This is a genomic window from Ramlibacter sp. Leaf400, assembly GCF_001424545.1.
In the GTDB taxonomy this organism is placed as follows: domain Bacteria; phylum Pseudomonadota; class Gammaproteobacteria; order Burkholderiales; family Burkholderiaceae_C; genus Ramlibacter.
Map to the genome: position 1 here is coordinate 380599 of NZ_LMQL01000009.1, position 14075 is coordinate 394673.

Consider the following 14075-nt stretch of genomic DNA (forward strand, 5'->3'; position numbering starts at 1 on the left):
TCCGGTGATTACTTTTCCTCGGGGCCCATGCTAGAAAACGGCACTTCGGCCAGCAGGCAACCCCACCCGTCGATCCTAGCGCGATCACCATGTCATTGCAGAATGTCCGGGCCCAGGCCTTGCAGGTGCTCGCCACCATGGCGCTGTTCCTGGCGATGCTCTGGATCAACGACTGGCTGTTCCGCCGGCTGGAGTTCGCGCCGGGCATCAACTGGATCTACCTGCCCGCGGGCATGAGGCTGCTGTGCACGCTGCTCTTCGCCGAAGCGGGCGCGATCGGGCTCCTGCTGGTGTCCTGGTGGGTGAGCTTCGTGTTCTTCTTTCCCGACGATCCCGAGCGCGCCTTCATGGGCGGCCTGATCGCCGCCGTCGCGCCGTACGCGGTCTACCGGGGCGCCTCGCGCTTCTACGGATTCGAGGCCTCGCTGCGGAACCTGACGCCGCCCCGGCTCCTGGTGCTGGCGCTCGCCTACTCGATCGCCAGCCCCCTGCTGCACCACCTCTGGTTCGCCTGGCGCGGGCAGGACAACCTGGTGCAGGGCTTCCTGGCGATGTTCATCGGCGACCTGGCCGGCACCCTGATCGTGCTGTACGGCATCAAGGGCGTGCTGGCGCTGGTCCCCCGGGCGGCGCGTTAGGAATTGCCGCCGTTGACATCGTTGCAGGGCTCGCGCTACGCTTTCATCGTTATGGATTTCAGAACAAAAAACCGGACGACGATCCCGGTCCGTCGCTATGGCCGGGTCCCGTCCGTGCGAGGCCAGCTCTGGGAGGAGCGGCACCCGGTGGCTGCGGCGGTCCTGCTCGTGGCGGGGACGATCACGGCCGCGGCGGCGACGATCTACGGGCTCTGGTAGCCCGCGGACCGTCACCGCGCTGCGGCACGCGCCGTCGCCCTACTCCGCCCTCGCGCCGGTCGCCTTCACGACCGAGCCCCACTTCTGCGACTCGCTGCGGATCCAGGCGGCGAATTGCTCCGGCGTGCTGGCGACCACCTCGAACTCCATCTCTTGCAGCCGGGGACCGACGTCCGGCAGGCGCAGGATCCTCACCAGCTCGCGGTGGTAGCGGTCGATGATCGGCCGGGGCGTGCCCGCGGGCGCCAGCAGCCCCACCCAGCCCGTGGCCTCGAGGTCGCGATAGCCCAGTTCGATCAGCGTGGGCACGTCGGGCGCGCTCGGGAAGCGCTTTTCGCCGGTGGTCGCCAACAGCTTCAGGCGCCCCTGCTTGACGAACTGCTGCACGTTGCCCGGCACCATGAAGGCCACGTGGACGTTGCCCGCCAGGAGGTCCGTGACCGCGGGCGTCGCACCGCGGTAGGGGATGTGCGTCGCATTGAAGCCGGCGGACTGCTTGAGCATTTCCATCGTCAGGTGCGAAGCGCTGCCGATCGCCACGGACGCATAGGAGTACTTGCCGGGCGCGCCCTTGGCCTTGGCCACGAACTCCCTGGCGGTGGCGAAGTCGGCCGCGGGGCCGGCCACCAGGTACTGGGGCGATTTCACCGCCAGGGTGATCGGCGCCAGGTCCTTCTGCGGGTCCAGCGGCATCTTCTCGAACAGCGACGGGTTGATCGCCAGCGGCCCGTTGTAGCCCACCAGCAGCGTGTGCCCGTCCGGCGGCGACTTGGCCACGAAGTCGGCGCCGATGTTGCCGCCGGCGCCGGGCTTGTTCTCGACCACCACCGGCTGGCCCAGGGCCTCCTGGAGCTTGGGTGCGATCAGCCGGGCCAGCGCGTCGTTGGTGCTGCCGATGATGGGCACGATGATCTTGATCGGCTTGGTCGGCGTCCAGTCCTGCGCCGCCGCGCCGGAGCCGATCGCCATGCCCGCCAGGGCCAGGGTGGAGAGCAGGAGTCTTCGCTTCATGGCATCACCTCACCTGGCCGGCTTGGGCATGCGCTCGATCACGGCGGCCCATTTCCTGGACTCGCCCGCGATGAACTGGGCAAACGCCTGGGAGTCCATGTAGGCCGGCTCGGCGGCCAGGGCTTCGACCTGCGTCTGCACGGTGGGACTGGCCATCACCTTCTGCAGCGCGCCGGTCAGCCGCGTGCGCACGTCCGCGGGAGTCTTGGCGGGCAGGAACAGGCCCATCCAGGCCGGCGCCGCGTACCCCTTGACGCCCTCTTCCGCGATCGTCGGGATCTCGGGGGCGACCTTGCTGCGGCTGGTGCTGGTCACGCCCAGCGCCACCAGCTTGCCCGCCTTCACGTGCGGGTAGGCGGATGTCAGGTCCACCATGGCCGCCGGCACCGAGCCGCCCAGCAGGTCCGTCACCGCGGGACCGCTGCCCCGGTAGGGAACGGCCACCAGCGGGGTGGCGGCCATGCTGGCCAGCAGTTCGCCCGACAGGTGCTGCGCCGTGTACTGGCCCGCATTGGCGTACGACAGGCCGCCCTTGGTCTTGCGTGCGGCATGCAGGAAGGCCTGCAGGTTGCCGTAGCCGCTGCTGGCCGAGGTGACGAAGACCAGCGGGATGTCGGCCAGCTTGGCCAGCGGCATCAGGTCCTGCGCCGGCTTCAGCGGCGGCGCGTCGGGCAGGTGGGGGTTCACCACGATGGCGCCGGTGGCACCCAGCCCGATCGTGTAGCCGTCGGCGGGTGCCTTGGCGACCACCATCAGGCCGGTGGCGCCGCCGGCGCCCGGCTTGTTCTCGATGACGACGGGCTGGCCGAGCGCCTGCGACAGCTCGCGGCCGACGATGCGCGCGATGCCGTCGGCCGAGGCGCCGGGCGCGAAGGGAACGACCAGGGTGATCGGCTTGCCGGGGTAGGCCTGGGCCGCGGCGGCCCCGGTGAAGAGCACGGCGGCGAGCGGCGCGACGAAGCGCGCGAAGGTACGAAGCATGGTGGTCTGCGCCCTCACTCGGCCTTGATGTTCGCGGTCTTGGCCACGGCGGCCCAGCGCGCGATGTCGGCGGTGATCCGGCGCGACAGCGCGGCCGCGTCGGCGTCGCCCGGGTCCAGCCCCAGCGCGTGCATCTTCTCGACGGTCTCGGGCTCCTTCAGGATCTCGCCGACGGCGGCGCGAAGCTTCGCCAGCACGGGCTCGGGCGTTCCCTTGGGGGCCATCAGGGCCGTCCAGATCGGCGTGTCGTAGCCGGGGTAGCCGGATTCGGCGACGGTCGGCACGTCCGGCAGTGCGGCTGAGCGCTTGCCGGTCGTGACCGCCAGGGCCTTGAGCTTGCCGCCCTTCACCTGCGAGACGACGGCCGGGCTGTCCAGCACGCCGACCTGGATCTCGCCTCCGAGCAGCCCCGCGACGACGGGGCCCGAGCCCTTGTAGAGGATGTGGTTGAACTTCAGGCCCGAGGCGGCCGTCAGCGTTTCGGCCACCAGCACGAACGAAGTCGTCGGCGTCCCGTGGTCGAGCTTGCCGTCCTTGGTGGTCTTGGCGAACTGCACCAGCTCGGCCAGGTTCTTCGGCGGCAACGCGGCCGGAACGGTCACCACCAGCGGGAAGGATCCCAGCAGCGCGATCGGCTCGTAGTCCTTGGCCGGGTCGTAGGGCAGATTCTTCATCAGGACCGGGTTGGTCGTGAGGCCGCCGCTCGAAGACACTAGCAGCGTGTAGCCGTCAGGCTTGGACTTGGCGACCAGGTCGTTGCCGATGGCCGAGTTGGCGCCCGGCTTGTTCTCCACCACGAACGACTGCTTCAGCTTGTCCTGCAGCTTGATGGCGACCAACCGGGCGAGGATGTCGTTGGTGCCTCCCGGCGCGAACCCCACGACGATGCGGACCGGCCGCTCGGGGTAGGCCTGGGCCTGGGCCGACGCGGGGAACGCGAGGGACGCGCACGAAACGGCGGCGGATGCGGCGATCGCGTGCAGGAAGCGGCGGCGAAGGCCGGAAAGGGTGGCGGGCATGCTGAGCGTCTCCAAGAAATGACCATCGACTTGATCCGGTGCGTGTCCGCGCAACGGATTGCGAGTCCATTTTATGGACCGACCTTGATCGAAGTCAAATTTTTGAAACTACCTGTCCGCTATATGGACAAGCCTTGGCCCAGGCTCAGGCGCGCTGCTTGAGGGCGCTGTCGAACCCGAGCGCTTCGGACAGCCGGCCGCCCTCGTCCTTCAGCAGCTGGGCGGTCTCCTTCACGCGAGCGGGGTTCAGCCGCACCTGGGGCCCGAAGACGCCCAGCGAACCGGCCACCTGGCCTTCGCGGTCGAAGAAGGGAACGGCGACCGCCACTGCGCCGGAGATGAGCTCGCTGTGGCTGGTGGAATAGCCGCGCGCCCGGGTCGCGGCCAGTTCGGCCTCGAACTCCTTGGGATCGACGTCGGTCCCCTGCAGGTAGGCCCTCAACTGGTCGGGCGTGGAATTGGAGAAAGCCAGGATGGCCCGGCCGGTGGCCCCCCGGGCGATCCGCTCGGTGTAGCCCACGCCCCGCTTGAAGGCCAGCGGCTGCGGGCTGGCCAGCTCGGCGACGCACAGGCGCAGGTTGCCCTGGGGCACGAACAGCGCCACCGTCTCCTCGGTCGCCTCCCAGAGCCGGCGCAGGACGGGCTCGGCCAGGGTCTTCAGGTCCAGCGAGCCCTTCCACACATGCGCCAGCCGGGCCACGGACGGGCCCAGGCGAAAGCGCTGCGGATCGCCGACCGAGACCAGGAAGCCGTGCTCCTCCAGGGTGTAGAGCAGTCGGTACAGCGTCGGCCGGGACAGGTCGACCCGCTTGAGGAGTTCGCTCGCGGACAGGTCGGGGGCGTCCTCGCGGAAGGCCAGGAGGATCTCCAGGGCCCGCCCGACCGCCCGGACGTTGTCGCTTTTCTCTGCTGTCGTCATATCAGGAACCTCCACCGTGACGCCTCTATTGTCCACCATACGGACACGTTGACCGAAATCAAAGTCAGTCCGTATAATGGATCGCAAGTCCACTGCTCGGACACTGAACGAGGAAATCCGATGTCATCCCCCATTCCCGTGACCCTCCTTTTCGCCGACGGCGTCTCGCACCGGCTGTCCGTGCCTTGTGGCGGCAACCTGGTCGAATCGGCGAACGAAGCCGGCATCCACCTGCTGACCGACTGCTCCAACGGCCAGTGCGGCACCTGCACGGCACAACTGGTGTCGGGCAGCGTCGACCTGGACGACTACGACCGTGCGGTGCTGCCCGACGACGACCGCGCCTGCGGCACCGTGCTGCCCTGCGTCTGCCGCGTGAACAGCGCCTGCGCGATCGAGCTGCCCTACGACTCCAGCGAGGCGCTGAGCGAGGAGCCCGTTCCCATCGCCGCCGAAGTCACCGCCGTCGAACAGGTGGCCAGCGAGACGGTGCGGCTGGAGGTGAAGGTGCCGCAGGCGGTGGTGTTCGAGCCGGGCCAGTACGTGCGCATCACGCCGGCGGGCGCCGACTACCACCGCTCCTATTCGATGGCCAACGTTCCGGGCACCGACCGCCTGCAGTTCTTCATCCGGCTGGTGCCGGGCGGCGCGTTCTCGGAATGGCTGGCCGGTGCCAAGGCGGGTGATCCGGTCGAGCTCAGCTCGCCGCACGGCACCTTCTTCCTGCGCCACGAGGAGCGGCCACGCCTGTTCGTCGCGGGCGGCACCGGCGTGGCGCCCTTCCTGTCGATGCTGCGCGCGATGGCGGCCCACCCGCCCGCGCACCGCACCACCTTCCTGATCGGCGCGCGCACGCCCGGCCACCTGTTCGCCCTGGACGAACTCAAGCAACTGGGCGAACAGCTGGAAGGCGTGGACCTGCAGATCGCCGTCGAACAGGACGCGCAGCCCGGCTGCCACGCCGGCTACGCCACCGACCTGATCCCGCAGCTGGGCCTGGACCCTTCCACGCGCGTGTACCTGTGCGGCCCGCCGCCGATGGTGGAGGCCGGCCGCCGCGCCGCCGAAGCCGCCGGCCTCAAGCGCGCCGACGTCCTCTGCGAACGATTCGCCTGACCCCCTTCGAGAGAGAGCAAAGCATGATCCCCATCACCACCGAATCCCGCTACAACGCGATGGTCAAGCTCCGCGAGGGCAAGATCAGCCGCGAGATCTTCTCCGACAAGGAGATCTACGAGGAGGAGATCGAGAAGGTCTTCACCCGCGCCTGGCTGTTCGTCGGCCACGAGAGCCAGATCCCCAACCCGGGCGACTTCTTCACCTCGCGCATGGGCGCCGAGTCCGTGATCCTTGCGCGCGACAAGAAGAAGAAGGTCCACGTCTTCCTCAACTCCTGCCGCCACCGCGGCATGAAGGTCTGCCAGTACGACCACGGCAACACCACGCTCTTCACCTGCCCGTACCACAGCTGGAGCTACACCACCGACGGCAAGCTGTTCGGCGTGCCGCAGTTCAAGCAGCTTTACGAAGGCTGCATGGAAAAGGAGGAGTGGTCGCTGATCGAAGTGCCCAAGATGGAGGTCTACAAGGGCACCGTGTGGGCCAGCTGGGACAAGGACGCGCCCGACCTGCTCACCTACCTGGGCGACGCCAAGGTCCACCTCGACCTGGCGCTGGACTGCCGCGACGGCCGCGAGGGCGGCTCCGAGGTGCTGTTCGGCGTGCACAAGTGGATCATCCCGTGCAACTGGAAATTCGCGGCCGAGAACTTCCTGGGCGACACGTACCACAACGTGAGCCACCGCTCGGTCGACCTGATCGGCATCGGACCGAGCGCGGAAGCGGGCGTCAAGGGCCGGCGCGACAACGAGATGGACAAGGCGCAGCACGTCTGGGCCAACTTCCCCGCGGGCCACGGCGTGCACAGCGCGATCATGCCGGACGACTGGGAGTTCCTGAACACGTACCAGAACAACCCGATCGTGGCCGAGTACTTCCGCGAGGCGCATGCCAAACGCAAGGAGCGCCTGGGCGCCGAGAAGCACCGCCTGATCCCCTTCGTCGGCACGATCTACCCCAACGTCTCGTTCCACGGCAACCAGCCGCGCAACCTGTGCGTCTGGCACCCGCACGGCCCCGAGTCCACCGAAGCCTGGCGCTTCTTCTTGGTGGATGCGGACGCGCCGCAGGAAGTGAAGGACTTCCTTCGCACCTACTACATGCGCTACTCCGGCCCGGCGGGCATGACGGAGCAGGACGACATGGAGAACTGGAACTACGCCACCGCCGGCAGCCGCGGCGTGATCGCGCGGCGCTACCCGTTCAACTACCAGCAGTCGCTGGGCAAGGTGAGCACCGACGCCCCGGTGGCGGGCAACGTGAGCCTGCAGGTGAGCGAAGAGAACCCGCGGCAGTTCTACCGCCGCTGGCGCGACTACATGAACAGCGCCGACTGGGACACGCTGCTGGGCCGCAAGGACAAGGAGCCGGCGAGCTTCGCCGAGTGACGCCCATGTCCGTCGTCATCGTCACGGGCGGAACCTTCGGGCTGGGCCAGGCCATCACCGTCGAGCTCGCGCGCCGCGGCCACCAGGTGGTGGCGTTCGGGCTGGCGCAGGCCCAGGTCTCCAGCACCGCGCAGGGCATCGACTCCGTGCTGAAGGAACTCGAGCGCGCCGGCTGCAAGGCCGACGTGCTGGAGGCCGACGTCTCCAACGCGGCCGACGTGCAGCGCGTCGTCGACCACACCGTGTCGCGCTACGGCGCGATCCACGGCCTGGTCAACAACGCGGCCATCGGCCCGCTGGGCACGGTCCTCACGACCGAGGAGCCGGTCTTCCAGAAGATCCTCGACGTCAACGTCAAGGGCACGTACCTCATGAGCCGGGCCGCCCTGCCCCACATGGTGCGCGCGGGCGGCGGCGCCATCGTCAACATCGGCTCGGGCGCCGGCTACGGCAAGCCCAACATGGCCGCGTATGCCGCCAGCAAGGGCGCCATCGTGGCCCTGAGCATGGCGATGGCCTACGACCACTTCCACGACCGGGTGCGGGTGAACGTCGCCATCCCCGGCGGCGGCGGCATCGTCTCCGGCATGAGCGTCGGCCGCTTCGGCGGCAACGTCGACGCCTTCGTGCGCAAGCCCGCGCCAGGCACCGCCGCGGGGCGGCCCGCCACCGGCCGCGACCTCGCGAATGCCGTCGCCTTCCTCTTGTCGGACGAAGCGGCCGCGATCTCGGGCACCGTGATCGACGTCGGCTGCTTCGCGCACCAGGGCGGGCCGGTCCCGCCCAAGCCTTGAACACCCCTCCCAGGAGAAAGAACATGTCCGAAACCGCCGAAGCCACGGCCCCCGCCCCTGCCGCCGCAGCGCCCCGCCTGGCGCGCGATGCCCGCTACTACGACACCAGGCGCGAGATCGAGGAGTTCCTCTACGACGAGGCCAACCTGCTGGACGAGCGCCGCTTCACCGAATGGCTGGACACGCTCGCGGACGACCTGCGCTACTTCATGCCGATGGAATACAACGTGAAGTACGGCGAACACGCCAAGCACGAGTTCACCAGGCGGGAACAGCACATGAGCTGGTTCAACGAAGGCAAGTGGTCGATCGGCAAGCGCTGCGAGCAGATCCTCACCGGCGTGCACTGGGCCGAGGAGCCGCTGTCGCGCGTGTGCCGCCTGGTGAGCAACGTGCAGCTCAAGGCCATCGAGACCAGCGCCGCCGGCGAAGTGGAGGTGGACGTGTCCAGCCGCTTCCTGATCTACCAGAACCGCTGCGAGTACGAGGAGTACTTCTTCGTGGGCGACCGCTTCGACCGCATCCGCCGCACCGCCGACGGCTGGAAGCTCGCGCAGCGCGAGATTCGCATCCACCAGAACGTGCTGCTGGCCAAGAACCTCACCATCTTCTTCTAGGAGAGCATCCATGTTGAACCTGCTGGGCATCGAACCGGGCCAGGTGGTCCGGCTCAAGGACGGCACCTGCGCCGAGGTGCTGGAGAACATCGGCGACGGCATCTGGCTGAAGGCCCGCCTGTCGACCGGTGACGAGGACCTCGTGTTCTGCGAGGACGTCGCCGGGCTCGAGGAGAAGGCGGGAGCCTGAGATGGCCACGGGCGAACGCATGTCGGCACAGGTCCTCGTCGTGGGCGCGGGCCCGGTCGGGCTCACGCTCGCGATGGACCTGGCCCGGCGCGGCGTGCAGGTGCTGGTCGCCGAGCTGCGGCACCGCGGCGAGGCGCCGCCGGTCAAGTGCAACCACATCTCGGCGCGCTCGATGGAGGTGTTCCGCCAGCTCGGCGTGGCCTCCACGTTGCGCGACAGCGGGCTGCCGCCCGACTACCCGCACGACGTCGCATACCGCACGGCCTTCCGCGGCCAGGAGCTCTCGCGCATCCGCATCCCCTCGCGCGCCGAGCGGCTCGACTCCACCGTGGAAGGACCGGACACCTGGTGGCCGACCCCCGAGCCGCCGCACCGCATCAACCAGATCTACATCGAGCCCATCCTGTTCCGGCACGCCGAGGGCATGCCGAACCTGGAGATCCTCTGCCGCACGCGCGTGGTCTCGTTCACCCAGGACGAGACCGGCGTGACGGCGACGCTCGAAGACCTGGACTCGGGCGCGCAGTCCGAGGTGCGCAGCGACTACCTCATCGGCTGCGACGGCGGCCGCTCCATGGTGCGCAAGGCCATCGGCGCGAGCTTTACCGGCGTCGATGTCGTGGCCCGCGTGCAGTCGACGCTGATCGATGCGCCGGACCTGCTCTCGGCGCTTCCCAACCGCCCCGCCTGGGCCACGTTCTCGGTCAATCCGCGGCGCAGCGGCAACGTCTATGCGATCGACGGCCGGCGCCGCTGGCTGGTCCACAACTACCTGCGCTCGGACGAGCCCGACTTCGAGGCCGTGGACCGCGACTGGGCCCTGCGGCAGATCCTGGGCGTGGACCCGTCGTTCCGGTACGAGGTGGTGTCCAAGGAGGACTGGATCGGCCGGCGCCTGGTGGCCGAGCGCTTCCGCGACCGGCGCGCCTTCATCTGCGGCGACTCGGCGCACCTGTGGGTGCCGATGGCCGGCTACGGCATGAACGCCGGCATCGCCGACGCGATGAACCTGTCCTGGCAGCTGGCGGCGCGCCTGCAGGGCTGGGGCGGCGCAGGCGTGCTCGACGGCTACGAGGCCGAGCGCCAGCCCATCACCGAGCAGGTGTCGCAGTTCGCGATGAACCACTCGCTGGCCCTGCAGGCCAAGCGCGAGGCGATCCCGGCGGACATCGAGGCGCCGGGCGCGCAGGGCGATGCGGTGCGCGCGCGGTTCGGCCAGGAGCTCTACGACCTGAACGTGCAGCAGTACTGCTGCGCGGGGCTGAACTTCGGGTACTTCTACGCCGACTCGCCCCTCATCGCCTACGACGGCGTGGCCGCACCGGGCTACGGGATGGCTTCGTTCACGCCGTCCACCGTCCCCGGTTGCCGCACACCGCACGTCTGGCTGAAGGACGGCCGCTCGCTGTACGACGCGCTCGGCGACGGCTTCACGCTGCTGCGCACCGACCCGAAGAAGGACGTCGCGCCGCTGGTGCGGGCCGCAGCCGACCGGGGCGTGCCGCTGCAGGTGCTGGACCTGTCCGCCGACGAAGCCGGCGCGCTGTACGACCGCGACCTGGTGCTGTCGCGGCCGGACCGGCACGTCGCGTGGCGCGGCGACGAGCTGCCCGCCGATCCCCTTGCCCTGGTGGACCGCATCCGCGGCGCCGGTGGAGCCCGAACCCCATGACGATGACTTCCGAAGACCGATCGCGAGCCGACCTGGCCGCCTGCTACCGCCTGTTCGACTGGCTCGGATGGACCGAGCTGATCTTCAACCACATCACGGTGCGCCTGCCTTCGCCGCAGGGACGAAAGCCCGAGTACCTGATCAACCGCTTCGGCCTGCACTACTCGGAGGTCCGGCCCGAGAACCTGGTGCGCATCGACCTCGACGGCAACGGCCAGGACGGCAGCGACGCGCGCGTGAACCGGGCCGGCTTCGTGATCCACAGCGCGATCCATGCGGCGCGGGAGGATGCGCACTGCATCATGCACGTGCACACTACCGCCGGCTGCGCGGTCTCGTGCAAGGAAGAGGGCCTGCGCCACGACAACTTCTACAGCGCCATGCTGTACGGCGACGTGGCGTACCACGACTACGAGGGCGTGACCACCAACCTGGAGGAGCAGCCCCGGCTGGTCGCTTCGCTGGGCCGGCGCAACCACCTGGTCCTGCGCAACCACGGCCTGCTGGTGGTGGGCCCGGACATCCCCACCGCCTTCAACCGCCTGTGGACCCTGCAGCGGGCCTGCGAGATCCAGCTCGCGGCCGACGGCGGGCGGGGGCCCAACCGCGAGATCCCCGAAACGATCCTCAGGAACGTTCCGCAAACCCGCGTGGCGAGCAGCGGCGAGGTCCACCGCCTGATCTTCGACGCCATGCTCCGGCGCGCCGGCATCGCGTGAAAGGCCGTCTCCCGGCTGGGCTTGGCTGCAAGGTTCGTCTCGCTTAGCTGCAAGGTTCGTCTCGTTGTCCAGGGCGTCGGGTTGTCCAGGGTGATCGGCTGTCCAGGGAGAGGCCGCCGGTCCGGGTGGCCGTGCTCGCGCTCGCCCTCGCGATGAAGAGGCCATCGCCTTTTGAGCGACGCGGCTTCGAAGGACGCTCATACGGATCGGCTGAACNGGTCCGGGTGGCCGTGCTCGCGCTCGCCCTCGCGATGAAGAGGCCATCGCCTTTTGAGCGACGCGGCTTCGAAGGACGCTCATACGGATCGGCTGAACAGGGGGCGCGAATGGAGCCGATCCCGACCACCCGAACCGTCGACCTCAAAGGCGAAGTGCTTGATCAAGCGAGAACCCCCGCGCGGCCTGTGGGTCGGTGGTTCGGGTGCCCGATCGGAGGGACCATTCGCGGGCCCTGGACACTCCTGCGCGACGGAAGAACGTCCAAGCCAAGGCGCCCGAATGGCAACGGCCTCTTCATCGCGAGCGTGGCCCGGAGAACGGGTACCCGGGCCGCCGGCCCCGCCCTGGACAGCGGATCCCCTGGAGCCCTTTCCCCTTCTGGGCTTGCCTGCCACACGGTGTCTTGGTCCAGGGTGATCGGCTGTCCAGGGCGGGGCCGCCGGTCCGGGTGGCCGTGCTCGCGCTCGCCCTCGCGATGAAGAGGCCATCGCCTTTTGAGCGACGCGGCTTCGAAGGACGCTCATACGGATCGGCTGAACAGGGGGCGCGAATGGAGCCGATCCCGACCACCCGAACCGTCGACCTCAAAGGCGAAGTGCTTGATCAAGCGAGGAACCCCCGCGCTGCCTGTGGGTCGGTGGTTCGGGTGCCCGGTCGGAGGGACCATTCGCGGGCCCTCCAGGATGGCGTCGGCATCGGCGGTCTCGCTGATGAACANGGGCCGCCGGTCCGGGTGGCCGTGCTCGCGCTCGCCCTCGCGATGAAGAGGCCATCGCCTTTTGAGCGACGCGGCTTCGAAGGACGCTCATACGGATCGGCTGAACGGGGGGCGCGAATGGAGCCGATCCCGGCCACCCGAACCGTCGACCTCAAAGGCGAAGTGCTTGATCAAGCGAGAACCCCCGCGCTGCCTGTGGGTCGGTGGTTCGGGTGCCCGGACCGGCGGCCCACCTCGGACAGCCGATCGACCCGAATCAGCTGGCCGGCGCCGCGCGGCGGCGCAGCCACTCCTTCATCTGCGCCAGCTCGCGCTCCTGCTCCGCGATGATGTGCTCGGCCAGCTGATGGTTGGCAGGGTCCTTGCCGTACTGCAGCTGGATGCGCGCCATGTCCACCGCGCCCTGGTGGTGGGCGATCATGCCCTTGACGAAAGAGACATCGGCATCGCGGTCGTCGAGTGCGGCATCCATTCCCTTGTGCATCGCGGCCATGCTCGACGCGTAGGCGGCCCGGGCGCCGCCACCCGCAGCGGCAGGTTGTGCGGCGTGCGCATGGCCGCCCGTGGCTTGCGCCGTCGCCGGGCCATGGGGACGCTGCGGATCCGGCGAGTGCGTGCTGGGCTGCGAAATGCCGGTGCCCGGCTGTCCGGCCGGCCCGTACAGCAGGCCGTGCAGGCCCCAGTAGCTGCCCGCGAACAGGAGCATGAAGGCCACCAGCGACGTCGGGATGGTCCACAGCGGACGGCGGATCCGGAAGCGCACCTGGGGCGTGGGATCGGCCGCGATCGCCACGATCACCGCCATGATCAGCGCGTGGCCGACCAGGTCCAGGCGGCCGAACGGGTAGACCGCGGCGTTGAAGATCAGGAACAGCGTGATGGCGGAAAGACGCCGCACCAGGGCCGTCCAGAGCAGGCCGAAGCCCATGGTGAACTCCGCCACGCCGGCCATCGGGATGAAGACGTCGCGCGGCATGCCGAAGGTGAGGAACGGCTTTTCCTCGACCAGCGGATAGAACCACTCGGGATAGGCGAACTTCTCCAGGCTCGACCACATGAGGGCGATCGCGACGCCCCAGCGCAGCACCTCGAAGCGGTACTTGCGCCACTCGGGCCGGCTGGACGACTCCAGCACCAGGTAGGCCGCCACGGCCACGCCCAGCGCCAGGTAGTCCAGCAGGTGGAAGAACTGGTACTCGGTCAGGGCCAGCACCCACAGCAGGATGATGCCGGCCGCGGCCAGGGGCATCGTGCGGCGCGAGAAGACCAGGGCCGCGATGAGCAACTGCATCCACGACACCCACTCGTTGGGCGTCTTCAGGTCGGGCGTGAGGTACACGCCGCCGACGGCGAAGATCGCCACGAAGAAGGCGGCGATCACGAAGCGCAGGAAGTCGTCCAGGCGCCGCCACAGCGGATCGCTGACCTTGTCCATGCCGGCGAGGATGGCCTGCCCCACGCTCGTCTTCTCGATCCAGCGCGTCGCCAGGAAGAAGGCGACCACGAGCAGGATGCCCGTCCAGAACCAGGGGTCCGAGAGCGTCTGTCCGATCTTCTGCGGCGGCGCCTCCACGATGTAGGGCGCGAACCATTTCACGTGGGCCTGGGCCGGCAGCGCGAGGGTGCCGGCGGCCAGGGCGCCCCACGCGGCGCGCAGGGGCCTGCGCGGGCGGCGGGTGGGGTCCGGGGAGTGTTGTGGGTGGGTCATTCGTTGCGTCCGCGGGGCACGACCTGCGCCCCGCTCCTTGTGACCCTCACTGTTCCACGCGCGGCCCGCAGGCGACATCGGCGGGAGATGAAACCGGGCCTCGGCGGGCTCTGATCGGCGGGGTGCCGCACTCCGAGCCCGGCT

At 69.1% G+C, this 14075-nt stretch carries 13 protein-coding genes; 8 read left to right on the forward strand and 5 right to left on the reverse strand.

The window, feature by feature from the left end; genetic code table 11:
• Positions 1–95 precede the first annotated feature (95 nt).
• Entirely contained in the window at positions 96–638 is a 543-nt protein-coding gene (locus tag ASG30_RS10080) for a hypothetical protein (protein ID WP_055895894.1), read from the forward strand.
• Positions 639–896: 258 nt separating this feature from the next.
• On the opposite strand, the gene ASG30_RS10090 is transcribed toward ASG30_RS10080, so the two are convergent.
• The 4 genes from ASG30_RS10090 to ASG30_RS10105 all read right to left on the reverse strand — a co-directional run bounded on the left by ASG30_RS10090 (position 897) and on the right by ASG30_RS10105 (position 4787).
• Entirely contained in the window at positions 897–1868 is a 972-nt protein-coding gene (locus ASG30_RS10090; protein ID WP_055895493.1) for a Bug family tripartite tricarboxylate transporter substrate binding protein, read from the reverse strand.
• A gap of 9 nt (positions 1869–1877) precedes the next feature.
• Entirely contained in the window at positions 1878–2849 is a 972-nt protein-coding gene (locus tag ASG30_RS10095; RefSeq protein ID WP_055895897.1) for a Bug family tripartite tricarboxylate transporter substrate binding protein, read from the reverse strand.
• Between the two features lie 14 nt (positions 2850–2863).
• Positions 2864–3868, reverse strand: a complete 1005-nt coding sequence (locus ASG30_RS10100; protein WP_055895495.1) for a Bug family tripartite tricarboxylate transporter substrate binding protein — start codon at positions 3866–3868, stop codon at positions 2864–2866.
• 145 nt (positions 3869–4013) lie between these two features.
• Complete coding sequence (locus ASG30_RS10105) at positions 4014–4787, reverse strand: IclR family transcriptional regulator (RefSeq protein ID WP_055895497.1); 774 nt, start codon at positions 4785–4787, stop codon at positions 4014–4016.
• 138 nt (positions 4788–4925) lie between these two features.
• Between ASG30_RS10105 and ASG30_RS10110 the strand changes: the two genes are divergently transcribed.
• The 7 genes from ASG30_RS10110 to ASG30_RS10140 are packed head-to-tail and all read left to right on the forward strand — an operon-like array spanning position 4926 to position 11286.
• Entirely contained in the window at positions 4926–5903 is a 978-nt protein-coding gene (locus ASG30_RS10110; protein ID WP_235579765.1) for a 2Fe-2S iron-sulfur cluster-binding protein, read from the forward strand.
• 23 nt (positions 5904–5926) lie between these two features.
• Positions 5927–7294 carry an aromatic ring-hydroxylating oxygenase subunit alpha gene (locus tag ASG30_RS10115; protein ID WP_055895502.1) on the forward strand — a complete coding sequence of 456 codons (1368 nt, stop codon included), beginning with the start codon at positions 5927–5929 and terminating at the stop codon, positions 7292–7294.
• Positions 7295–7299: 5 nt separating this feature from the next.
• Positions 7300–8088, forward strand: coding sequence for an SDR family NAD(P)-dependent oxidoreductase (locus ASG30_RS10120; RefSeq protein WP_055895503.1), 789 nt, complete (start codon positions 7300–7302; stop codon positions 8086–8088).
• Positions 8089–8111: 23 nt separating this feature from the next.
• The gene (locus tag ASG30_RS10125; protein WP_055895505.1) at positions 8112–8705 is read left to right on the forward strand and encodes a 3-phenylpropionate/cinnamic acid dioxygenase subunit beta; all 594 of its coding nucleotides are present in this window, start codon (positions 8112–8114) and stop codon (positions 8703–8705) included.
• A 10-nt stretch (positions 8706–8715) separates the two neighbouring features.
• Positions 8716–8895 (forward strand): hypothetical protein, encoded by a 180-nt coding sequence (locus ASG30_RS10130; protein WP_055895508.1) that lies wholly within the window; start codon positions 8716–8718, stop codon positions 8893–8895.
• Between the two features lies 1 nt (position 8896).
• Complete coding sequence (locus ASG30_RS10135) at positions 8897–10567, forward strand: FAD-dependent oxidoreductase (protein ID WP_327212920.1); 1671 nt, start codon at positions 8897–8899, stop codon at positions 10565–10567.
• A complete protein-coding gene (locus ASG30_RS10140) occupies positions 10564–11286 on the forward strand; it encodes a class II aldolase/adducin family protein (RefSeq protein ID WP_055895510.1) in 723 nt (240 codons plus the stop codon). Before ASG30_RS10135 ends, ASG30_RS10140 begins: the two co-directional genes overlap by 4 nt.
• A gap of 1193 nt (positions 11287–12479) precedes the next feature.
• Here the strand turns inward: ASG30_RS10140 and copM are convergent.
• On the reverse strand, positions 12480–13931 hold the full coding sequence (copM, locus tag ASG30_RS10145; protein WP_055895512.1) for a CopM family metallochaperone: 1452 nt from the start codon (positions 13929–13931) through the stop codon (positions 12480–12482).
• Positions 13932–14075 lie beyond the last annotated feature (144 nt).